This window comes from uncultured Aggregatibacter sp., from assembly GCF_901873365.1.
In the GTDB taxonomy this organism is placed as follows: Bacteria; Pseudomonadota; Gammaproteobacteria; order Enterobacterales; family Pasteurellaceae; genus Aggregatibacter.
Genome location: NZ_CABFLM010000062.1, coordinates 1 through 24443 on the forward strand (window position 1 = coordinate 1; position 24443 = coordinate 24443).

19 protein-coding genes and 1 tRNA gene are annotated in these 24443 nt (G+C 41.4%); 5 read left to right on the forward strand and 15 right to left on the reverse strand.

Going from position 1 to position 24443, the window contains the following annotated elements; genetic code table 11:
- On the reverse strand, positions 1–1832 hold a 1832-nt coding region (ppiD, locus tag QZ106_RS05200; RefSeq protein ID WP_295975167.1), incomplete at its 3' end, for a peptidylprolyl isomerase.
- Positions 1833–1976: 144 nt separating this feature from the next.
- Between ppiD and QZ106_RS05205 the strand changes: the two genes are divergently transcribed.
- A tRNA-Sec gene (locus QZ106_RS05205) sits at positions 1977–2071 on the forward strand.
- Between the two features lie 45 nt (positions 2072–2116).
- Here the strand turns inward: QZ106_RS05205 and QZ106_RS05210 are convergent.
- The 7 genes from QZ106_RS05210 to QZ106_RS05240 all read right to left on the reverse strand — a co-directional run bounded on the left by QZ106_RS05210 (position 2117) and on the right by QZ106_RS05240 (position 9102).
- Positions 2117–2872, reverse strand: a complete 756-nt coding sequence (locus tag QZ106_RS05210) for a Nif3-like dinuclear metal center hexameric protein (protein ID WP_295975170.1) — start codon at positions 2870–2872, stop codon at positions 2117–2119.
- Positions 2873–3081: 209 nt separating this feature from the next.
- Positions 3082–5055 (reverse strand): 2',3'-cyclic-nucleotide 2'-phosphodiesterase, encoded by a 1974-nt coding sequence (gene cpdB, locus QZ106_RS05215; protein WP_295975173.1) that lies wholly within the window; start codon positions 5053–5055, stop codon positions 3082–3084.
- Between the two features lie 365 nt (positions 5056–5420).
- Positions 5421–6275 carry a cysteine ABC transporter substrate-binding protein gene (locus QZ106_RS05220; RefSeq protein WP_295975175.1) on the reverse strand — a complete coding sequence of 285 codons (855 nt, stop codon included), beginning with the start codon at positions 6273–6275 and terminating at the stop codon, positions 5421–5423.
- Complete coding sequence (locus tag QZ106_RS05225; protein WP_295975176.1) at positions 6259–7023, reverse strand: amino acid ABC transporter ATP-binding protein; 765 nt, start codon at positions 7021–7023, stop codon at positions 6259–6261. The genes QZ106_RS05220 and QZ106_RS05225 overlap by 17 nt, the downstream gene beginning before the upstream one ends.
- Positions 7024–7032: 9 nt before the next feature.
- Entirely contained in the window at positions 7033–7701 is a 669-nt protein-coding gene (locus QZ106_RS05230) for an amino acid ABC transporter permease (protein ID WP_295975179.1), read from the reverse strand.
- On the reverse strand, positions 7691–8350 hold the full coding sequence (locus QZ106_RS05235) for an amino acid ABC transporter permease (protein WP_295975182.1): 660 nt from the start codon (positions 8348–8350) through the stop codon (positions 7691–7693). The genes QZ106_RS05230 and QZ106_RS05235 overlap by 11 nt, the downstream gene beginning before the upstream one ends.
- 170 nt (positions 8351–8520) lie before the next feature.
- Positions 8521–9102: a TetR/AcrR family transcriptional regulator gene (locus QZ106_RS05240; RefSeq protein ID WP_295975184.1), complete on the reverse strand. Its 582-nt coding sequence runs from the start codon at positions 9100–9102 to the stop codon at positions 8521–8523.
- Positions 9103–9272: 170 nt separating this feature from the next.
- Between QZ106_RS05240 and QZ106_RS05245 the strand changes: the two genes are divergently transcribed.
- The 4 genes from QZ106_RS05245 to QZ106_RS05260 are packed head-to-tail and all read left to right on the forward strand — an operon-like array spanning position 9273 to position 16034.
- Positions 9273–11336, forward strand: a complete 2064-nt coding sequence (locus QZ106_RS05245; protein ID WP_295975186.1) for a TonB-dependent receptor — start codon at positions 9273–9275, stop codon at positions 11334–11336.
- A 3-nt stretch (positions 11337–11339) separates the two neighbouring features.
- Positions 11340–13064, forward strand: coding sequence for an ABC transporter ATP-binding protein (locus tag QZ106_RS05250; protein WP_295975189.1), 1725 nt, complete (start codon positions 11340–11342; stop codon positions 13062–13064).
- 8 nt (positions 13065–13072) lie between these two features.
- The gene (locus QZ106_RS05255; protein WP_295975191.1) at positions 13073–14845 is read left to right on the forward strand and encodes an ABC transporter ATP-binding protein; all 1773 of its coding nucleotides are present in this window, start codon (positions 13073–13075) and stop codon (positions 14843–14845) included.
- The gene (locus QZ106_RS05260) at positions 14802–16034 is read left to right on the forward strand and encodes an MFS transporter (protein ID WP_295975194.1); all 1233 of its coding nucleotides are present in this window, start codon (positions 14802–14804) and stop codon (positions 16032–16034) included. The genes QZ106_RS05255 and QZ106_RS05260 overlap by 44 nt, the downstream gene beginning before the upstream one ends.
- Positions 16035–16168: 134 nt before the next feature.
- Here QZ106_RS05260 and QZ106_RS05265 read toward each other — a convergent pair whose 3' ends face one another.
- From QZ106_RS05265 to QZ106_RS05295, 7 genes are all read right to left on the reverse strand, one after another.
- Positions 16169–17647, reverse strand: coding sequence for a surface lipoprotein assembly modifier (locus tag QZ106_RS05265; RefSeq protein WP_295975196.1), 1479 nt, complete (start codon positions 17645–17647; stop codon positions 16169–16171).
- Positions 17648–17732: 85 nt separating this feature from the next.
- Positions 17733–19280 carry a transferrin-binding protein-like solute binding protein gene (locus QZ106_RS05270; protein WP_295975199.1) on the reverse strand — a complete coding sequence of 516 codons (1548 nt, stop codon included), beginning with the start codon at positions 19278–19280 and terminating at the stop codon, positions 17733–17735.
- Positions 19281–19452: 172 nt separating this feature from the next.
- A complete protein-coding gene (locus QZ106_RS05275) occupies positions 19453–19737 on the reverse strand; it encodes a hypothetical protein (protein WP_295975204.1) in 285 nt (94 codons plus the stop codon).
- 237 nt (positions 19738–19974) lie between these two features.
- On the reverse strand, positions 19975–21429 hold the full coding sequence (gene gnd / locus QZ106_RS05280) for a decarboxylating NADP(+)-dependent phosphogluconate dehydrogenase (RefSeq protein WP_295975207.1): 1455 nt from the start codon (positions 21427–21429) through the stop codon (positions 19975–19977).
- A 60-nt stretch (positions 21430–21489) separates the two neighbouring features.
- A complete protein-coding gene (locus QZ106_RS05285; protein WP_366517284.1) occupies positions 21490–22509 on the reverse strand; it encodes a PDDEXK nuclease domain-containing protein in 1020 nt (339 codons plus the stop codon).
- Between the two features lie 250 nt (positions 22510–22759).
- Entirely contained in the window at positions 22760–23461 is a 702-nt protein-coding gene (locus QZ106_RS05290; protein ID WP_295975213.1) for an aspartate/glutamate racemase family protein, read from the reverse strand.
- 241 nt (positions 23462–23702) lie between these two features.
- On the reverse strand, positions 23703–24278 hold the full coding sequence (locus QZ106_RS05295) for a hypothetical protein (RefSeq protein ID WP_295975215.1): 576 nt from the start codon (positions 24276–24278) through the stop codon (positions 23703–23705).
- Positions 24279–24443 lie beyond the last annotated feature (165 nt).

Below are 24443 nucleotides of genomic sequence, written 5' to 3' on the forward strand. Positions count from 1 at the left end.
ATAAATGCGTCGTTTATCTCAATTTTCGCTTTGGCACGTAGCGCATTTAATAAGCTATTTTGCAAACTGATGCGGTCGGTTTGTTCTATTTGTGCTGCAAATTGTTTTTTCTCTGAGGCAGTTAACTTACCGTCCTCGACACTATCCAACGCCACAATCACTACGCCACCTTCTGCGTTTTTAGCGGCCTTATAAGTCACGCTGCCATCAGCCGGTTTTTTCATTGAGAAAATAACGTCTCCAAGGACAGGATCTTTCGTTTCGGCAAAAACCCATGTTTGTGCTTCACCAAAATTTAATCCATCTACGGCTTTCCCAGCCGTCAAATCTTGTACAAACTTATCCGCCTGCGCTAACACAATGGCTTCAGCTTTTTGGTGTTTTAATGTTGCTGAAATTTCGCCCTTCATATCCTCCAAGGATCGGGTGGACTGCGGTTTATGATCAAGCACACGTACCACTAAAGAATGTTGCTCACCTACACTCATCGGCTCAGAATTGCTACCGCCTTGAGAAAGATCAGAATCAAAAATTGCCGAAGTGACATTCGGATAATTTAATTCTGACGGCACATCCTTACGAGAAAAATAGCCGGTTTCCTGAACTTTTACGCCAGCCTCATCTGCTGCAGCTTTTAATGAAGACGCGTCTTCAAAAGCTTTATCCGCGACGCGTTTTTCAATAGAAAAGAATTGGTTACCCATTAAATTTTGACGAATTTGTGCCGCGATTTCGGCTTTCACCTCGTCTAAAGGTAACACTTTCGCAGGTTTGCGTTCTTTCACTAAAATAATATGGTAATTGCCATCCACTTTTATCGGTTGACTATATTTTCCAACCTCTAACGCATTTGCCGCCTCTTCAAAAACGGCAGGAAATTCACCCGCACTTACCCAACTTAAATCACCGCCCTTTTCTGAACTGGTTGGATCGATAGAGTGATTTTTCGCTAACTCCTCAAAGACAGCCCCTTGTTGTAATTGATGATATAAATCCTGCGCTTGTTGCTCAGTTTTTACTTGAATATGGGCTAAATGTTGCTGACCTTGTGTCGTAAATTGCGCTTTATTATCTTGATAATACTGTGCAATTTCTACATCAGTCACATTCATATTTTTTTCCATGTTCGCACCGGATAAGTCAAGATATTGCACCTTAACCTGTTCCGGAAGGGTAAATTCGGCTTTATGTGCCTCATAGTAAGCTTGAATTTCCTCATCGGTTACGCTTTGTTTCTCAATTTCATCCAAAAGCGATAACTTCGCAAAACGCACTTGACGACGTTGGAAAAATAATTTTTCCAATGCTTCCTGTTGCACCGGAACGCTAAACATTGTGGCTGCCAACGCATTTTGAAGCTGCTCTAAACGCAATGCTTCTCGTACATAGCCGGCATAGGTTTCAGCGGAAATGCCATTACTTTGTAGCATTTGCTGATAGAGGGTATTGTCAAATTTTCCGTTATTTTGGAAAGACGGTGTCGTCACGATCTCTTGTTTAACACGGTCGTCACTGACACCTAATTTAAGATCATTCGCATATTGGCGTAATAATTCTTGGTTAATTAAAGAGGCTAAAATTTGTGTTTTGAGCTGAGTGATTTGCGCCGGCGAATCGGCATCTTGCGGGCTTAAATTACGGGAGGCAGCATTATATTGATTTTGAAACGTGTGCTGTGAAATCTCTTCTCCATTGACTTTTGCCGCAGAATTATCAATGCGGGTATAAAGATAGCCTGCCATCGAACTGATAACAAATGTGACAGTAATAAAACCAAAAAGAAACTTAGAAGCCCAGCTGGTTGAAGCTCCGTGTAGTTTTTCCATTACCATGAAATGTATCCTATAAAAATAAAGCAAAAAATCCTTGCGATTATAATCTAAAGCACTATTTCCCGCACTAACAAAAGTAAATTTTTTACCATTTCTCTTGAAACACCTCGGCTTTTACGCTAAAGTTCGCACGATTTTTTAAAGGGAAGATCGTCGTTTCCGGTGAAGCGGCAGGACTTCAAATCCTGTTGAGGCTGCCAGCAGTCTCGGGTAGGTTCAACTCCTACGATCTTCCGCCAATGCCTCTTACCTTTATCTTGCCTTCTTATTAAAAGCGCTATATTTTACGCTGGATTATCTATATCCTTAAATTCAACATCCAATCCGTATTCTTTTGCTAACCATTCTCCCAAGGCTTTGACCCCATACCGCTCGGTCGCATGATGACCAGCCGCAAAAAAATGGATGCCCTGTTCTCTTGCGCTATGGATGGTTTGTTCAGACACTTCACCGGTAATAAAGGCATCACAGCCTTGTTGTGCGGCAAGATCGATATAACCCTGTCCGCCACCGGTACAGAGACCAATTTTATGAATAAAGTGCGGTCCGTTTTCCACACAAATTAACGGCTGACGCTGTAATACTTGTGCAATCCGCTCAGCAAATTGTTCACCTGTTAAGGGATGTTTTAAATTTCCCCACATAGGAATGCTGGTTGCCCCTTGTTCTAACGGTTGCAAATTTTCAATGCCTAATAATGCCGCAAGTTGTGCGTTGTTGCCTAATTCAGGGTGAACATCCAAAGGCAAGTGGTACGCATATAAATTGATTCCATAAGTTAATAACGTACGAATCCGATTGCCTTTCATGCCACGAATACAAGGATCTTCGTTTTTCCAAAAATATCCGTGATGTACTAGCAAGGCATCGGCGTTTTGTGCTACCGCATAGTCAATTAGCGCTTGGCTGGCGGTTACTCCCGTAATAATTTTTCGGATTTCCGGTTTGCCTTCAACTTGAAGCCCATTGGGGCAATAGTCGGCAATCAATCGGCTATTTAATTTTTGATTGAGTTGTTTTTCGAGCGCAAGGTTATGCATAAATGTATCTCTAAAAAGAAGAAAGGAAGCTTTAATAGTAAAGCTTTTGAGGGGGAATAAGAAGAAAAAAATAGCTAGTACAAATATCTTTCAAAAAGACGTGGGGGAGTGTTTGTACTAGCCCTGTGTTTAAGTATGACGACAATCTTAACATTAAACAAACGAGTTCATTATATACTTAACTATATAATGATCAAGTTTAATTTCGATTATTTCGTCAAATCAATTTGATATACCGCAAAGCCCACTTCATCAGTACCCACCTGTTTCATCGGGTATTGGGCGTTTTCTTTGATAAATTGCGCCGCCTGTTCACTTGGTGAAGTCTCAAAGCGCACATCTAATTTATCGTTGCCTTTAATCGGCACGAAACGCCAGTTTTTGTCGGCACTTGGATTCACCGCACCGTCTTTTTCACTGGTGGCTTTGATGTAATCCGCCAACACTTGGCGGTTTTCATCCGGTGACGCGTAAACAATGTGCTTGTCGCCGGTGCCCGGGAATTTATTACCGTAAGCACGGTAGTTATTGGTCGCGATTAAGAATTCCGCCTTCGGATCTACCGGTTTGCCTTGGTAAGTCAGATTCACCACGCGGTGGGCATCCGGATTGATTAACTTGCACTCGCCGTCATAACGTGGCGGTTGGGTTAAATCGTATTCATAATTGACACCGTCGATCACATCGAAGTTATAGGTGCGGAAACCTTCCCAATCCAATAAAGATTGTGGTTTGTCGCTGGCAGGATCGATTTGCTTAAACATCCCCGCACTGCATTCCAACCATTCTTTCAGCTGTTCGCCGCTGACTTTCACCACGACCAAGGTATTCGGATACAAATACAAATCTGCCGCATTACGGAACGTTAACTCGCCTTTGTTCACTTCGGTATAGCCTGTCGGATCGTTTTTACGTCCGCCCGCTTTAAACGGTGCGCCCGCACTTAAAATCGGCAAGCCAGCCATGGCAGGTACGCTTGGGGCAACTTTTTCCACATAGGCTTTTTGCGCTTGGTTAACAATTTGAATGGTCGGGTCGTCTTGCACCAATGCCAAATAGCTATACATATTGTCGGTGGCTTTACCAATCGGCTGTGCCACGAATTTACGGGTCGCTTCATGGGTTTCTTTTAAAAGTGCGGTCATTTCCGGATCATTTTCTGCCAACGCCTTTTTGTTTTCCGCATCATAAATCGGACGCAATACCGCTTTGCCGTCGGTCACAATCCATTTGCCGTTATGCTCGCTCAATACTAAATCCACGACACTGATATTGTTCGCCCAATAGCCCGCCATGCTTTCCGGCACGCCTTTTACGGTACCTTTAGCAATATCTGCGTTCGGTGATTTGGCAAATTCTTTATTCGGGAACAAGCGGTGGGAGTGACCGAAAATCACCGCGTCAATGTGCGGCACATCGGCAAGATAGAACGCGGAGTTTTCTGCGCCTTCATGATACGGCTCGTCGGATGGGCCGGTATGTGCTAATGCAACGATAATATCTGCGCCTTTTTTCTTCATTTCCGGCACATATTTTTGCGCACTTTTTACAATGTCGCGCGTTTCCACTTTGCCCGTTAAATTGGCTTTATCCCACACCATAATTTGCGGCGGCACAAAACCGATATAACCGATTTTCAATTTGTGAGACTTGCCCTTATTGTCCACCACCGTTTTTTCCTGAATCACATAAGGCGTGTAATAAGGCTCCTCTGTTCCTACTTTCACCACGTTGGCGTTCACAATTGGGAACTTCGCCTGTTTGATGGCATCAGCCAAATAATCCAAACCGTAGTTAAACTCGTGGTTACCCAATGTTCCCACTTCATAATGCATAGCATTTAAGCAATCCACCGCCGGGTTCGGTTTGCCTTCTTTATAGCCCACTGCCGCTTGATAGTCAGCAATCGGGTTGCCTTGAATCAAATCGCCGTTATCCACCAACACACTGTTTTTCACTTCTGCACGAGCTTGACGAATCAAACTTGCTGCACGAGTAAACCCGAATTTCTCTGTCGGCGCGTCTTTGTAATAGTCAAAGTCCGTCAAAAAACTGTGAATATCGGTGGTACCGATAATGCGTAAATCGACTTGGTTATCGCTTTTCGCGAACACCATGCGATGGCAACTGAGCGCCAACACACTGGTCGCACCGATTTGAATAAAACGTCTTCTGTTCATCATAATAAATGCCTCCTGTTAGGTAATTAGCGGGGTTATTGTAAAAGAAATTAAGCGCGGGGTAAAAGGCAAGCGATATATCAATCTCACTCACCTGGTTGTAGTATGAAGATCATCGCTCACCAAGTACAACCGCACAAAACACCTAACACCGTAAATGCTGTTGTAGTTGCGCGACTGAAGTGCGGTCAGTGTTGGATGAATTTGGGATGAATTAGCAGAAGGAAAAGTAAACGTAAAAGGGCATTCAGAATAAAAAACGACTGTAATTAAATCACAAAAATTTGAATACCCAAAAGATTGTTACGCTTGAACAAACAGCAACGCCCTATTTTCACATAACAGGGCGTTTTCATGAAGGTGTTTAGTTATTTATACTCGACCACGACGTCTGCTTCCGTAATGGCATCGCCATAAATTGGCTTTAAGGTTTTTTCGTAGGCTTGTTTTAACACGCCTTGTTTACCTAGTTTTTCAATTTCAGCATTTAACCAGTTCAACAATTCGGTATCCCCTTTTCTCACTGCCGGCGCAATGAAATCTTGATCACCCAAATTTTTCACGCCCACTGTAAAGCCCGGATTTTCTTTCGCCCACGCGAACAATAATGTGTTGTCATGGGCAAGCGCATCGCCACGACCGTCACGTAAAGCTTCGAAAGTTTCGGTATTTTGCTCAAATTTCAACAATTTGATGTCAGGATAATTTTTAGTGAAATACGCATCTGCGGTAGTGCCTTTATTGACTAATAAGGTTTTACCTTTTAATTGATTTACATCGGTAATCACTGCGCCATCTTTCGAGACTACTCCCAATGCCACTTTCATGTAAGGTTTCGCGAAATCCACCACTTCGGCACGGGCAGGCGTGACGGTGAAGTTGGCAAGGATAATGTCCACTTTATTGGAGGTGAGATATTCCACGCGGTTAGCCGCTTCAACTAACACATATTCCGCTTTATTTTCATCACCCAATAAATCTTTGGTGATGGCTTTGGCAATTTCCACGTCAAATCCTTGGCTTTTGCCTTGACTGTCCACATAGCCGAATGGCGGTTTGTCACTAAATACGCCGATACGCACTTTGCCGGCTTGTTTGAGTTGCTCAATCGTTGACGAGGTCGCCGATTCCGTTTTGCCTTCTTTATCATTGCAGGCAGTTAAGCCCATTGCCAATAATGCGGTGGCGAAAAGTGCGGTCACTTTTTTAAATGTTTTGTTCATAGTTAACTCCTCTTGGTTCGTAATTTAAAATGTTAAGAAAGGTTTTCGCACGGTCGGTTTGCGGGTTAGTGAAGAAATCCGATGGCGAAGCCTGTTCAACGATTTGTCCTTTATCCATAAACACAATGCGGTTTGCCACTTGACGGGCAAAGGACATTTCATGGGTCACGATAAGCATCGTCATGCCGTCTTTCGCCAAGCCCAAAATCACATCCAACACTTCACGCACCATTTCTGGGTCAAGTGCGGCGGTAACTTCGTCGAACAGCATAATGTCAGGATTCATGCACAAGGAACGGACGATGGCAATACGTTGCTTCTGACCGCCTGATAATTCGCGCGGATAGGCATTTTTACGCTCAAACAACCCGACCCGTTTCAACAACATATCGGCTTGCGCTTCTACTTCAGCACGTTGGCGTTTCTGCACTTTGAGTGGTCCGAGTAAAATATTGTCAATCACCGACATATGCGGAAATAATTCATAGCTTTGGAACACCATGCCAATATGTTGTCGCGCCTTCACCCAAGGCAAATCTTTGCCTAATACGCCTTCATTTTGCAAAATTAATTGACCGCTCTTTATCTCCTCTAAGCCGTTAATACAACGTAAGAGCGTACTTTTACCGCAGCCGGATGGGCCTAAAATTACCACCACTTCGCCTTTTTCAACGGATAAATTAATTCCATTTAAGGCAAGGGTTTCGCCGTAATATTTCACTAAATCGTTAATTTCTAATAAGGGCATATACACCTTCTATTTTTCCCAATAGGTTTCTAAATAACGTGAAAATAAAGATAACGGATAGCAAATCACAAAATATAACAAGAAAATCACACCATAAATCCACAAGGCAGCGGAAGGTTCCGTAAACAGAGAGGTTTCAATAATCTGCTGCCCGACTTTAATCACTTCCAATACACCGATTAACATAGCAAGCGAGCTGGTTTTCACCATGCGTGTAAACAAGTTAATGGCGCTTGGTGTGACACGTTTTAAACTTTGTGGCAATAAAATATAACGAAACGTTTGTAATGACGTTAAACCCAAGGCATAAGCAGATTCTGTCTGATGTTTTTCAATAGACGTCAAGGCACCACGCACTAAATCTCCCATTTCTGCGGTTCCCCAAAAAATAAAGACCCAAATACATACGGTAACGCCATCAATATGCGTATTGAACCATTTCGCCACGCCAAAATAGGCAATAAAAAGTAGGACCAACAAAGGAATAATGCGGACAAATTCCAAATAAAAACGGCAAACAGCACGAATCAGGCGATTTTTGCTTGTCATCAACAAGCCGAGAAGAATACCGAGAATGCAGGCGAAGAAAACGGAGACAAAGGCAATTTTTGCTGTTACCCAGAGGCCACCCAACAACCGTTCAAAATTGCTCCCTTCAAATAACACATTAAGCCCCATATTTTGCTCTCCGTGTACGACGTTCCAAGTAAGTGATAAACAATGACACCGGCAATAAAATCAACAAATAAAACACCACTAATAAAAAGAGCGCTTCATTCGTTTTGTAATCCATACCGATAATCTCTTTTGCCATAAACATTAACTCCGCAATGGCAATCGCGCTGACCACCGAGGTTTCTTTCATTAAAAATAAACTGTTAGCGCCGATCGCCGGTGCAGCAACCGCAAAGGCTTGGGGGAATAAGACATAACGAAAGGCTTGTGCCGGCGTCACCCCTAAACTTAATGCTGATTCCAACTGAGCACGGGGAATCGCCTCCAAACCACCTCGAATGGCTTCTGACATATAACTCCCCCCTAAAAACGCAAGACCAATCACAGCACAAGTAAAGCCGTCTAATTTGATACCCACCTTAGATAAGCCGAAATACAGGAAAAAAACCTGAATCAACAAAGGCGTGTTGCGGGAAAGTTCAATATAAAATTTCACAATAGGGTTGAGCATACGCACTTTATATGTCGTCACAATGGCGCAGAAAAAACCGATGAACAACGAAAGGACAATCGCCCAAAAAGAAAGCTGCAACGTTATCCAAGTCGCATCAATAAAACGTGGTAATGTGTTCCAGATATATTGCCAATTCATATGTAATTCAAAACGAAACAAGATTTTCGTGCATTATAAAAAGAAGACAATTTTTTAAGGAAAGAACAGTTTTTTATATGTTATAACCAGAAATCATGGCGAACGATGCCTGATGCCGTCATCTTCCATGCTAAGTGCGGTCTGTTTTTGAAATGTTTTTACTCAAAGAATCAGGTGGCGTTTTTCTGATAAGCAATACCATGCATAAAAAGCTGTAACACATCTTTAAAGAGCTGCTGTTCTTTGCCGGCATAATGTTGTTGTAAGACGGAAGAGTGAATCATTTCATCTATTTTTTGGATCAACACATCAATTAAAATCACAGGAAAATCATCACGTACGCTTTTGCGTTGTTGTAACGTGCTGAAAAAATAGTGCATATAGTGATCTTTTTCCTGTGCCATTTGCCGAAAAAAAGCCTGTAAGGTTTCATCTTGATCATGATTTAAATCATGTAATACGGCGGTGGAATACAGAGTAGTCATGGATTCTTGCTGCATCGTCAAAATCTGCTGGATCACCGTGGCTAAATCTGCCTCTGTGGCTAACAGTCTATCAAATTCCTGCCGCATATTATTTTTTTGTTCTTCGAAAATACATTTCACTAAATCTTGCTTGGTAGGGAAATATTTATAAAACGTCACTCGACTTACCCCTGCCGCCCGACAAATTTCTGCGACAGACGTTAATCTCCAGCCTTGTTGATAAAACAGTTCAGTGGCAACCTGTTTCAAAAAAATATCTTTTTTCATGGTTCGCTCCTTAAGGGGCAATAACATAGCCGAAAGCCTTTAATTGTCAAATATCAAATTTGAGAAAAATTCTTATTTACTTTCGTATTGTGATTGTGTTAGGTTTACATTATTAATCAGTTAATGTAAAAAGTGTAAACTTTAAACCAAAATAAAGCCTAGGAGAACCCATGAACAAGTTATCCCCACGACTCAGCCTCATTAGCCTTTGCCTGATGAGTGCCTATTCTGTTTCTAGCCATGCCGAAGAAAGTAAACAGACCACGGTACTAGACGAAATCACTGTCACCGGTGAAAAATTCGAGCGTAGTCAATCCTCTACCGGTTCAAGTACCTCCGTGGTAACCGCCGAACAACTCAAACGAGAAGCCAATTTACTGTCCGCGACCCAACTATTAAAACGCGATGTGAATATTTTAGACACCGGTTTGGGCAATGACTTACCTACTGTGCGCGGCGTTGACGGGTCAGGCCCGGCAGTAGGTGCGGTGGCATTTTTTGCCGGTTCACGTCCACGACTAAATATGCAAATTGACGGCAGAACTTCCAGCTATAATGAACTGGCGTTCGGTACAAAATCCCTCTGGGATATGAAACAGGTAGAAATCTATCGTGGCGCGCAAAGCTATGCCCAAGGGCGTAACGCCATTGCCGGTGCAGTGGTCATGACCAGCAATGATCCAACGCAAGAATGGGAAGGTGCCGCGAAATTAAATATGGGGAATCATCGATTGGCACAAACGGCTGCCCTGATTTCAGGTCCTATCGTGAAAGACGAATTAGCGTTTCGTTTAAGCGTAGATCATCAACAACGCGAAACGGCTGTGGATTTACCGCATTATGATCCCGTTGGCAACCCACGTTGGTTTAAAGCCACTAACACCCGCGCCAAATTACTGTGGACACCGTCAGCCTTGCCGGATCTCTATAGCCGTTTAACGTTCAATCATTTAAACGCGCGAGCGCCACAAAGTGAAACGGAATTACAACCTAATTCACCACGTTACACGCCGGAACGTCCGGTATTTCAAACACGCTCTGCCAGCACCATCTGGGATATTGGCTATCAATTCTCAGAGCATTGGAAATGGGAAAATAAATTGGTTTATACCCACTTTATTCACGATAGAAAAACGACTTCGCCATTCAACACCGCATTGCCGCCAAATCGTCGAGGTGTTCCGGCTCGTGTTGATGGCAATGAATTCCAAATTGAACCCATTGTAAAATACGAAAGCGAAAAATACCGTGGTTTATTCGGTTTGTTCTATTTCAATGCGAAACAAGATGAAAGTGTTACGATGCTCAACGGACGCATTGCTCGCACGCCGATTACGACAAATTTTAATGATAAAACAAAAACCAAGGCGGCCTTTGGTGAAATTACCTTCACGCCTGATATTCCGTTTGAATTCACACTTTCCGCCCGCTATGAACAGGAACATCATCAGCGTAAAGGCAAAAGTGCGATGTTTTCCATCAATCGGGATAAAAAATACAATGTCTTCCTGCCAAAAGCAGACATTGCATGGAAAATTAACAACGATCAACGCTTAGGCTTTAAAGTAGGCAAAGGTTACAACCCGGGTGGTGCCGGTGTGACTTTCGGTGTGCCGTACACCAGCTATGAATATGACGCGGAATATGTCTGGAACTACGAACTTTATCATCGTTGGACATCCGCAGATAAACGCCTACGCATTAACAGCAACCTATTCTATAACGACTACAAAGACATGCAGTTACCGTTTACCCTTGGTCCAAATTCCATCGTGATCCGCAATGCCGATAAAGTCGCCACCTATGGTGCGGAAATCAATACCGAATGGCAGGCCACGGAGAAACTGGTACTTAATGCGGGCATCGGGATGCTAAAAACCGATATCAAACGTTATCCAAACAGCGGCATTGAAGGGAATAAACTCGCTCGTGCACCAAGTTTTAGTGGAAAAGTGGGGGCTAATTATCGTCTTCTTGACCACCTAGAAATTGGCACCAATTACAGCTATAACAGTAGTTATTATTCCACTGCCGACAACTTAGCCAATGGTAAAGTAGGGCATTATGATCAACTTGATGTTTATTTAGCGTACGACTTTAAGCACGCCAGAATCACGCTTTATGCCGACAACGTGCTTAACTCACGCAAAGATATCTTACTCGTACCGCGCTCAGGCGACATTACCCGTCAGCCGGAACGTCAAATTGGACTTTCTACCGAGTTAAGATTCTAAGCAATGAGTCAGCAGCACCAACAAATTTGCCAACCTGTTGCCGCGCAATTACGCGCCTCAATGTGGTTGGCAACCTTCGCACAAGGCTTAAAAATCGGGATTTGGCTTTTGATGATCCACATTGTGTTCACCGTCAGCCAATCTCTTACGTTTCCTTATTGGCAGATTTTTGCGCTGCTTGCCATTTCCATTTTGTATTACACCTGCAAAATTAAAGCGCACGACAAATCTCATTATGCAGCCTTTGAATTGGAAAAAATGTTACGCCAACAGCTTGCGAAAAAAATCAGTCAATTATCGTTAGGCAAAGTCAATGAAATCGGTTCAGGCGGTTTAACGAAAGTGCTGTGCGATGACGTAAACGAATTGCACACCTTTGTTGCCGATGCGCCCCCTCTTAAAGCGGAGGCTTATTCCACACCAATTTTCGTGTTGGCGGCATTGTTTTGGTTAAACTGGCAAATGGCATTGGCTGTACTGATTTTCCTTGTCGTGTTGTTTACGATTCTGCAACGTTTAATGCAAAAAAGCCGCTTGAATTATCGTGATTACGGTGCTGCCGTGAGCCGAATCAATAGCGCGATTATTGAATATATTCAAGGCATGAGCACGATTCGCACCTTTGATGCGGGACAAAGTTCGTACAGCCGTTTTAGCACCGCATTGGAAAATTTTAATCAGGTTATCTTCGCTTTTTTAGCCAAAGTAGGCGCACCAACACGTCTTGCCCGTTCGCTCTTTACGCCAATGCCGATTATGTTGTTTTTGATCCTGTTGGGCGTGTATTTACACTCGCTTGCGCTGCTTTCCACCTTTGGCTTTTTTGCCTTTTTAGTGTTAGCCGCCGGGTTAATTGAAACCATGCATCCGTACATGGGACTGTTTCATTTGTTGGAACGCTCCCGCGCCGCCATTGAACGCATTAACGAAATAAAAACGTTGGAAAATGCCACCGCACTTTTGCCGTTACAAACGCCGAAGGGATATGCTGTTCAATTTGAACAGGTCAATTTCAGCTATGCTGCCGACAAAAACACGCTACAAGATATTGACTTTATTGTGCCACAAAATAGTTTTACAGCCATTATTGGCACTTCAGGCTCCGGAAAAACCACTTTACTCAATTTGTTGTTGCGCTTTTGGGATGTCGATAGCGGAAAAATCACCTTAGGTGGTGCAGATATTCGTCATATGGAACAGGATCAACTCATGAAATATTGTTCGGTCGTATTTCAGGATAATTTCTTATTTTCTTGCTCTATTGCCGAAAACATTGCTTACGGCATAGAAAATGTGACGGAAGAAGCCATTATCAATGCCGCCAAACAAGCCCGTATTCACGACTTTATTATGACCTTGCCGGAGCAATATCAAACGAAAGTGGGTGAACGTGGACAATTATTGTCAGGCGGACAAAAACAACGTATCAGTATAGCCCGCGCTTTTTTACAAAATCGCCCGATTTTATTGCTAGACGAACCCACTGCCTTTTCTGATGCAAAAAACGAGGCGGATTTAATGCAGGCATTTCATGCGCTGATGCAAAATAAAACAGTGATCATGGTTGCGCATCGCCTGTCTAGTATTACCCAAGCCGATCAAATTATTTATTTAGAGAACGGCAAAATCATTGCTCAAGGCAACCACCAAGCCTTGTTGCAAACCAATGTCGCCTATCAAACCCTTTGGGCGGAATATCAACAGGCAAAATCTTGGACGATACATTAGAGAATGTTATGCAATCTTACTTTAATCCTGAAACTCAACGCGTAAAAAGCCTGTGGCAAACTTATCACGCCTTATTTGCCGCCGCCCAACAGCAACAAAGCACATTCTTACGCTGTCTTGCTTTTGCGGCACTGTCTGCAACTTTATTCGGCGTGGCTATCGGCCTGCTGTATCCGTTGCTTTTAGCATTAGAACAAACTGAAGCTGGACAAAGTGCGGTCATTTTTTGGAGTGTTTTGTGTGGCGTGCTTTTCGTCGCTAGCCTCCTTTTCCGCATTTGGGCAGAATATTATGACACCAAAGGCGATTCATTTTTGGCGACATATCAATTAAGACGTCAACTGGGCGAAAAACTCCGCCGCGTATCTCTTGCCGTCCTCAGCGGATTTCGTGCTGGCGAACTCAGTGCCGTTGCCATCCAAAGTATTAATGAAGCCACAAATTACGCATTCAGTTTAATCAGTATTCTAATTTACGGCATTTTAACACCGGTTTCTGCCGCCCTTTGTCTTTGTTTCTTTGATTACCGCTTTGGGCTGCTGATCTTCATTATTTTTCCGCTTATCGTGCCACTTTATTTATGGCGGAGAAAAGCTTTCCGTCGTGGATTTAGTATTTTGGCAGAAGCTAATCAGCGACTTAAAGGCGAAACCATTGAGTTTGTGCAGGGCTTGGAAATTCTGAAATCAACAGGGCAGACAGAAAACAAACAACATATTTTCAACCGTGTGATTGAAGATGTGGCAAACATTCAACGCATCGGCACAAAAAAAGGCGAGCGCCCGAATTTGATTATTACCTCAAGCATTCAATTAAGTCTTATTGCGGTATTAATTGTTGGCACATTTTGGGTGATTTCCGGTAGCGCCCATTGGGTATTATTAGCCACGGTACTGATTTTAATTGCGCGAATTTCAGATGTGTTGAACTTCTTTGTGCAAATGTCCTCGCTCTTAGAAATTTTTGTGATCAGCTGTGAAAAATTTGAAAAACTGATGGCATTACCTGAATTGGCGGAAAATCATGGCAGCAGATTACCCACAGATTATCGCATTCGTTATGAGCATATCCGCTTTGGTTACAATGCCGAAAAAACTATCCTAAATGACATTAATCTGGACATAAAACCTAACAGCCTCAACGCTTTTGTGGGCACCAGCGGTTGTGGTAAAACAACATTACTCCGCTTGTTATTGCGTTATGCTGATCCACAATCAGGGCAAATTACGATCGGCGGTATCGATATTCGGGATGTTAGCCAAGAACAGCTCATGAGATTAATTTCTGTGGTGTTTCAAGACGTATATTTATTCCAAGACAGCGTATTAAATAACATCCGAATGGCAAAACCCAATGCCACCGATGAAGAGGTGATTCACGCCTGTAAACTCGCCCAATGCCATGATTTTATTCAGGCATTACCACAGGGGTATCAAACTCAAGTTAATGAAATTGGGAGTAATTTTTCCGGCGGTGAAAAGCAACGACTTGCGATTGCCCGCGCGATTTTAAAAGACGCACCGATTCTCATTTTAGATGAACCAACAGCATCGTTGGATACTCGTAATGAGCTGGCAGTGCAAAAGGCGTTGGATCAGCTGGTTAAAGACAAAACCGTGTTGATTATTGCTCACCGACTTTCCACCATTGTGGGCGCGCATTGCATTTATGTGTTGGAAAACGGCAGCATTGCCGAACAAGGCACACATCAAACACTCTTAGAACAAAAAGGACGTTATGCAGCGTTTTGGCAATGCCAACAAGGCAACATCACTCACTAAACAGGATTGGGCAATCCTTGCCACGACCGCCGGCTTTAAATTCTGCGTAGTGGCGTTTTATATGATTGGCCTCATCACCATGTTAAAAGAGATGGGGTTCGATCTTAAACAGCTTAGTTGGTTCTATTTGCTCGGTGGGATGGAAATGGCGAAATTCATCGTTTCGCCGTTAATTGAACACTATCGTCTCAAGCGTATCGGGCAATTTCGCGGCTGGCTATGTCTTTCCTCGATAATCATTTTTATTGCCTTATTCATGTTGCATTTCATCCAACCGCAACGTGATTTTACACTGCTTATGGTGGCGTGTGTGCTATTGAACCTAAGCAGTCTATTTTTCGGTTGTGCAACGCTAGGATTAACTTGTGCCATCCTGCCTTTTGAGCAACGTGGCTTTGGCGGTGTCATTCAGGTGATCGCAGGGCGCGTGGGTAAAATGCTTGGCGGCGGTTTAGTGTTACTGATTTATCATCATTACGGCTGGCAAAGTGCGGTGGATTTAATCAGTGTTTTTGCACTACTATTGATTCTACAAATCAGCCTATATTCCGAACCTACATTTGCCGCTGAACCGCAAAATCCGCCATTGCATTTTTTATTCACACGCTTTTTCTACTTTTGGCAACAACCGCACATTTCATTTCGTTGGTTGATTTTATTGTTATTTGTGTTTATTCCCAGCGGCATGGTGGTCAGTAGTTTCATTCCGCGTCTAAATGCCTTGAACTGGAGCAGCCAACACATTGGGCTATTACTTTCAGTATTCGAACCCCTTTGTGCTATCGCCTTTGCTCCGCTCAGTGGTCTATTACTCAAAAAATATTCTCGAGTTTCTGTCACCCAATGGGTATTATTTAGCCAAATTTTTGCCTTCTGCTTATTTATCTTATTTGAATATGTCGGCACGGATTTTCCTTATCTTATCGCCGTACCAATCTTATTATTAAGTATGACTTACGCATTACTTGTGCCGTGTTTGCTCGCCATGATTATGGACAAATCCACGCAAACTTACGCCACGCTCGACAGCGCATTGCAATTCTCCTTCGCCCTCTTAGGTGCCTACCTAGCAGGCTTTGTCTCCCTCCGCCTCGCGCATGCCTTTGGTTATCTCACCGTTTACCTCGTCGCCACCTCCATTGCCGTTGGAATATGGCGCTTTTTTGGATGCCGAAAAGAAGCATTCTGAACTTCAGAATAGATTCCACGCCCTACGGCAGACAAAATACGCATAAAAAAATCTGCACCTTACACAGCTTGACTCAGCGTCAATGTGTAAGGTGCAGACAAACAAATCTACTCTGATAATTCAAACTTTATCTTTTAGAATGTTCTCGTCGCTTCTATAACCATTTGATTTTTATCATATGTATATAGAGAAATATTACTGTTCGTTTTAGTATAAATCCACGTTAAGCGCGGCGTGAACCCAGCATAATGAATTTTTTTATTCCAAATGGAGATGGAAGCATTATATTCATTATTCTTTTGTTTTCCTAAGAAAGACGCTTCTTTATAATTTCTTTTTGCAATACCAAAGGATGTATTAGTAGAAATACCTAAAGGCCATTCTTGTCCCCAGCTTAAGCGCGCACCTTCTCTTAAGAAGGAATTACTTTTATCTCTTGCATTTTTCGTCATTAAATCTAAAGACAATGCCCAATATTGGGTTGGTGAAGGAACATACATCAAACTATTACTAATTAAATGCGTACCGCCTTGATATTGAGTAGCATAATTTTCCTGTTTATATTTCTCATATCCATAATCGTAGTAAAATGAATACTTAAAGCTTTGATTTAACCAATAGGAAGTGGAAAGCGATACACCATAGGTATCATAATATTGTTTTAAACTTTCTGAGCCATTCACACCACCAGAATACCAACGTTTATTAACATAAGGTTGTACTTCTATATTAAATCGAGCATCAGAATATCCTAAACCAAGACCAAACACACCTGTTAAATCATTATAATTTTTATTATTCCAATAATATTTAGTATTCATTCCCGTATTCAACACAATGTATTTTCCGCCTGATAATGCCCATTGTTTATTGGCACCAAGAGAAATACCTACCCCATTCCCTTTTTGACGAGGTGTGTTATAAACCGCTGTTTGACCATTAGGTAAAACAACGATAGTCCCCTCTTTTGCAGAGTTACTTAAATTTTTATCATTAAGATAAGTAATACCGAAAGAATAAGTCCATTGGCTTTTTTCATTAATTGCTGAGATAAATTGGTTAAACACTTCTCTATCTTGAGCCGATACATTATCTGCAGCACGTAATTTCTCAAATTGATTCTTTGACGCGTCAAATTCCTGATTAAAAAATAAAACTCGCGCTAACTGAAAACGAATAAAATTATTATCAGGAAAATTAGCCAGGAGCTTTCTATATTCTGATACAGAATCATTTAAATTGGTATCAGTTAACAGAATTGCATTTCCCCATTCAAGTAGGGATTCATCTCTATTAGGCACACGTTTATATAAAGCAATAAGTGTAGGAAGTACTTGCTTATTCGTATTAATGAGTGATTCTACAAGAATTTTTTCTAAAATTTCTGGGTGTTCTACTAAATATTTGCCCGTAAAACGAGTGTAATCATCCTTACGACTGACATTTGACTCTTCTAAACTTTGTTTATTCAAAAGCGCTTTTTGCAATGTTTGTTGCTCAGTTTTAATGGCTTGATTAAGTTTTGCTTGATCATTTTGATTCTGCTCATTGGCATCAACACATTGTGGCATAAGCAATGAAAAAACAATGCCATAAAGAAGAGGTTGCTTCATATCTTTTCCCTAATTTAGCGTCTAAAACTAAAACAGCCCACGACAAAGCGGGCTGTTTTATAATTAAAATTTCAAATTAATGAAATTATTTTACTTGACCAGCAGCATTTTCGTCAGCACGAGCCGCCCAAGGTTTATTAACAATTTTTTCTGGTGTTGATACAGCTTCTTCATATTTCTTAGCACCAAATACCGCACCCCATTGTGTTACAGTGGTATCAGCATTTTTGCTACCTGCAACATTACCACCTAACTCAGATGCTTTAGAACCAAATAAAGTTGCGTTAAATGAACCGTCTTTATTTGCATCTTCGTATGCTAATGCAGAAGTACCTGCGATGTTACCGTAGTTGTCTAACTTACCATTAAAGTTAACTAAATCAACATTGTAGTCACCTTTTTTGTTGTTAGTCCAAGTGTTATAGATAGAACCGGTAACATTTTTATCTGCTAAGTTAACTTTAGCCAAAACATGGTAACCACTTTTTAGTGCGTCAACTTCTTTTTCTACACCGATAGCATTTGGCGCGCCAGTTTTCTTAGCTTCACCCGGACGGTAGTCATTGTTTAAGCCATAAGCTACTGCGTGACCGTGGTATACAAGCTCACCAGAAAGTTTAGCTAATTGTTCACCAGTAGTATTGTTTAAACCACGATAGAAGTAAGAGTTTTCAGTACCTGCTTCACCATAGTGTGCAAAACCAATAACGTTACTTGTTACGTTACTGTTTTTATCGTCCAATAGACCTTTTTTGTATACGTCTAGCTCTTTTTCAGTAAGGCTATGTAATTTAGTTGTTACACGACCATATTGAACAAAACGTAATTGACCATCTTGTTGAGCGGCTAATTTATTAGTTTCTTTTACTAATGGTAGGTTATTTGCATCAGTATCTTTTAATTCTTTACCATCTTCATAGGAATTGGTTCTTAAACCGTAAACTTCAGCTAATGTATCTTTACCCTCAGCATTTCTATCTGCACGGTCAAAGTAAGCAATACGATCTTTTTGGTAAACTAAAGCAGCACCAGACTCTGTACCTTGTGTATTAGTTTTAGTACGGCTTTCTGGACGTGAAGTACCAACTGTAGTACCACGATCTGTTGAGTCGTTATAAATGCCAGTTAAGGTGTATGTACCACTTTGAGTATTGTTGCCAACGAATTGGAAATCTTCAATATAAGCAATTGCTTTAGACTCAGCACCTTCGTGTGGGTAAGCTACAACGATAGTATCTAGACGAGGATCTAAATTTTGAACAGTCATTGGCAATGGAGCAGATTGAGTAGAATCAACTTTATCACCATTATTATTTACGATGAAATCAGATGTGTTCTTTTTAGAAAGTAAGTAACCTGGGTTAGACTCGCTAGAAGTTGTTTGAGCTGCTTTGTCTGCCTCTGCTTTTTTCTCAGCTGCTGCTTTTTCTGCTGCTGCTTTTTCTGCTGCTGCTTTTTCTGCTGCTGCTTTTTCTGCTGCTGCTTTTTCTGCTTGTTGTTTTTGTAGCTGCTGTTGTTGCTGTTGCTGTTGTTGAGCAGCTGAATCATCGCTACCGCCACTTGAACCACAAGCTGCTAATACAGCTGAGCAGACTAATGTTAGACTAAATTTAACAAGTTTGTTGTTTTTCATAGTTTTAACCTTTATAAAATTGGTTATTATAACTTTATGGCTAACAAGCTTATCGCTGCTAACCCCTTTTGTATACAAAAGGCTACATAAAGCCTTTCACTCTAAATGCTAGCATTCCAAAACACAGAAAGCAACAATTAAATCGATACCACACAATAGACTTTACATTAATTTACATTGAGTGTTTTTTTGTTCTTTTTACTGTTTTCGGCTCAGGCGCAACTTTCTGCGTCTCTTCTACTCTCTTAAAACCATGTTCAGCCATACAAGCATCAAGCATTGGAACATCTTTATTCATGATCTTTCCACCTAGTTTCGCTTTGCAATTCTCAAATGCAGCCAAAAATTCTTCTTTTTCCGTTTTCGGCGTCATGGATTTATTGGAATCGGAAGTATTGCTTGATGAACAACCGATTAAAACAAGTGATGGTAATAAAATACTGAGTAATTTTTTCATAAATCATCCTATTTATCGTGAGTAAGAAACCATGAGTATAGCAACGAATTAAATATTTTTTTAATAAATTTTCTCTATTAAGTATTTACTAGCATGCCAATTCACAAATGGCTCCATACGCTTTTTAAGATAAATCCGAAACTCACCGTGAAAAAATCTGCACCTTACACAGCTTGACTCAGCGTCAATGTGTAAGGTGCAGATCAAAGTGCGGTCGGTTTATCGCACGTTTTTTACTTAGACATCATACGTGGTGGATGCGGTATTGCCGCCGCGACCCGTCCAGTTGGTGTGGAAGAATTCGCCGCGTGGTTTGTCGGTGCGTTCGTAAGTGTGTGCGCCGAAGTAGTCACGTTGTGCTTGCAATAAGTTTGCTGGTAAACGTGCTGAAGTGTAACCGTCTAAGAAGGTAATCGCAGACGCCATACATGGCATTGGAATACCCACTTGAATGGATCTCGCCACCACTTTGCGCCATTCGCCCATGGCGTCTTCTAAAATGCCTTTGAAGTAGCTGTCGGAACCTAAGAAGATTAAATCCGGGTTCGCTTCGTACGCATCGCGAATGTTACCTAAGAAACGGCTACGAATAATACAGCCTTCGCGCCATAATAAGGCGGTATTGCCGTAGTTGATGTTCCAGTTGAAGTTTTCAGACGCTTCACGAATCAACATAAAGCCTTGTGCGTAAGAAATGATTTTTGATGCCAATAGCGCTTTACGCACCGCTTCAATCCATTCTTTTTTATCGCCTTCCACTTTGCCTACAGTTTTACCGAATAATTGGCTTGCGGCAACGCGTTGATCTTTAAAAGCAGATACGCAACGGGCGAACACGGACTCGGTGATTAAGGTCAATGGAATACCGAAATCAAGGGCATTGATCCCCGTCCATTTGCCCGTACCTTTTTGTCCTGCGGTGTCTAAAATTTTATCCACAAGACGGTTACCATCTTCATCTTTATAGCCAAGAATATCGGCGGTGATGTCGATTAAGTAGCTGTCTAATTCGGTGTTACGCCATGCTTTGAAGGTGGCTTCTAACTCATCATCAGACAAGCCCACGCCCTCTTTTAAGAATTGGTAGGCTTCGCAAATTAATTGCATATCGCCGTATTCGATGCCGTTATGCACCATTTTTACGAAATGGCCTGCGCCATCTTTGCCCACCCAATCACAGCACGCTTCGCCTTTGTCGGTTTTGGCTGAAATCGCTTGTAATACCGGTTTCACGAATGGCCATGCTTCTTCGTTACCGCCCGGCATAATGGATGGCCCGTGGCGTGCGCCCTCTTCACCGCCGGAAACGCCGGTGCCGATAAAGCGAATGCCTTTTTCACGCAACGCTGCCACACGACGGTTGGTGTCCGGATAGTTTGAGTTACCGCCATCAATAATGATGTCGCCTTCTTCTAAGTGCGGAAGTAATGCGTCAATGAATTGATCCACCACCTCACCCGCACGCACCATTAACATCACTTTGCGCGGTTTTTCTAATTTAGCGGCCAAATCTTCCAAAGAATAAGCACCGATAATGTTCGTGCCTTTTGCCGCACCTTGTAAAAATTCATCCACTTTAGATGTGGTACGGTTATACGCGACCACTTTAAACCCGTGGTCGTTCATATTTAAAATGAGGTTTTGCCCCATCACGGCTAAGCCGATAACACCGATGTCGCCTTTTACTGACATTGTTTTCTCCTGTTGTATTAACTTGTAACGCAGAAAATTTATTGGAATTTAACCGCGCTTTTAACTAAATTGTTGCTCAAAAATCAGTTTTTGTTGCTCAATTTCCCTCACTAATTCTTCTTCTGACGGCAGATATGCCATATATTTGCTGGCAAATAATTGCGGGTTATCATTTAACACCGAATATTTCACTACAACACTATCGGTCTCAGTGCACAGTAACAAACCAATAGTCGGGTTATCATTTTCTTGCTTTTTCAGATCATCATACATTCGAACATACATATCCAATTGCCCAATATCTTGATGCGTAAGCTTTCCGGTTTTTAATTCCACAATCACAAAACATTTTAGGATATAATTATAAAAAACCAAGTCGATAAAAAAATCTGAGGTTTCAGTTCGAATATGCTGTTGACGAGCTACAAATGCAAACCCCTTACCAAGCTCAAGCATAAACTGTTGTAAATTATCAATGAGTGCTTTTTCTAACTCAGCTTCCGTATAGGCTAAATTCGCCGGTAGATTTAAAAATTCCAATACTGTTGGATTTTTAATAAAATCACCTGGTTGAAGTGCGGTGACTTTTTCTTTCATTTCCATTGCTACAAGATTTTTATCTTGGCTAGCGAACAGGCGATCGTAATAAAGTGTTGCAATATTACGATCAAGCACACGCACAGACCAATGATGCTGTGCCGCCTCGGTTAAGTAATATAAACGGGCTTTATCATTAGACACCTTTAAACAACGTTGAAAATGCGACCAACTTAATTGTGCGAACAGTGTTCGCAATTTTGGATAGTCCGGAAATAACAAATAAAATTGACGGATTTCCCAAAGTGTTCGTTTACTAAATCCTTTACCAAATTCAGCCGTTAACTCCACCGAAAGCGTTTTGATAATTTCTTTTCCATATCCTGCCCGTTCAGCACCATTTTGTTCTTCCAATACGATTCTTTCACCAATCTTCCAATAGGCCTCTACCATGGCAGAATTTATGGCTGCATAAGCCTGCTGGCGAGCTGTCGATAAAATTTGTTTAATATCGACAAGATAATTACTTATGGTTGTATTCATCATATTCATTTAAAAAATGGGTATTTTTAATTCTTTGATAGCATGCGTTTCAAACGCAATGTCTTTATCTACAAGCACAGGCTATGAAACGTGCGCTATCAGAAATCCATCTTCTTGCTACGCAAAAGTGCGGTCGTTTTTTTCAATTGTTTTTATTTACGCTGGCGCGAGTCTCCTGACGCGTGCCTTACAAATTTAGTAAGTTATCAGCACGCGTCAGGAGACGCACACTATCAAAGCGATCATTTTTCTAAGTGTTTTTTACACCTAAAACAAAATCAGCAGCCATTTGAGAATGCAATTTAGCCGTGTCGAAAAACGGCAATGGCGAGTCGCTTTGATTAACCAACAATCCGATTTCCGTACACCCTAAAATTACGCCTTCTGCCCCCTGATTTTTCAATTCATCAATGATTTTTAAATAAAATGCTTTTGATTGTGGTAAAAATTTACCCACACAAAGCTCATCAAAAATAATTCGATGTATTTCGTTTTGAATTTCATCACTTGGCACAATCGGCATAATGCCTCTCTGCTGTAAACCGTCGCGATAAAAATTATCGCTCATAGTAAATTTTGTACCGAGCAAAGCCACTTTATTTAAGCCTCGCGATTTAATAGCATCTGCTGTAGCATCTAAAATATGTAAAAATGGAATAGAAAGCGCCCGCTCAATTTGAGGTGCTACTTTGTGCATGGTATTAGTTGCAAGCACAATACCCTCTGCACCAATCATCTCTAGTTTTTTTCCTGCGTTAGCGAGAATCTCTCCTGCTCGTTGCCATTCACTTTGTTTCTGGCATTGCACAATTTCTTCAAATTCCACACTCACCATGACAATAGGCGCAGAAATATTCCCGCCTTTTTTCTGATTCACTAAACGATTGATCTCAGTGTAATAAGTTGCCGTACTTTCCGGGCTCATTCCACCGATAATACCTAATATTTTCATATTGCTCCTTCCTGTGCGCACGTTTCCCCAACGTGTGCCTTCATCTACAAGCTCACTCTATGAAGCGTGCGCTATCAAAAATCCATTTTCTTGCTCCGCAAAAGTGCGGTCGTTTTTTTCAATTGTTTTTATTTACGCTGGCGCGCGTCTCCCGACGCGTGCCTTACAAATTTAGTAAGTTATCAGCACGCGTCAGGAGACGCGCGCTATCTAAGGGGAGAATCCCACTGATTATGATTTTTTAAGGTTTATTAAACGTTTCTAAATTTTCTCTTAAATCAAGATAATTTAGCAAAAAAATTTCTGGAATACCTACTCCTATACCCAAAATAAACCAACCACTAATACTTAATGGCAAAGGGAAGTAAAACGATAGAATTATAATAATGGCTATACACCACAATAAAAAAAGACCAACAAAAGAATATTTCTTTAGTTTCATTTTCTCTATCTTCTTTTTACCTTCTGATGTTAATTTTGCATCTATATTTACTAACCCTTTCCGATATAACTCAAAAAATATAAGGAAATTATGGTCAATATTAGCTTTTACCAATTTTTTCACCTCTTTATAGGTAACTCCAGCAAAGCAAGGAAATACATTACATGTAAGTGATTGAATTAGTTTAGACTCTTGATCTAGTTTAGTGAGTTCTTCTTTTGAAAAATATTTTTTAAACAATTCTAACTTCTTTATTGCGGCATTTTGAGTGAAATTTGAGGCACTTTTAAATAGTCCATATATACCGCCTAATGCCGTTATTATAGTCGGAAATATCTCATAATATTCCTGTATAAATTTTATAATATATGACATTTACCTATCTCCTTATTTAGTTTATAAAATAAGTAAAGTAGAATATTTACGTATATGAAACTCGGTTTCACACACTCCACACGCCGCACGATACCGCACCTTTCCCAACGTGTGCGTTTATCTACAAGCACACGCTATGAAGCGTGCGCTATCAGTGCAATAAGT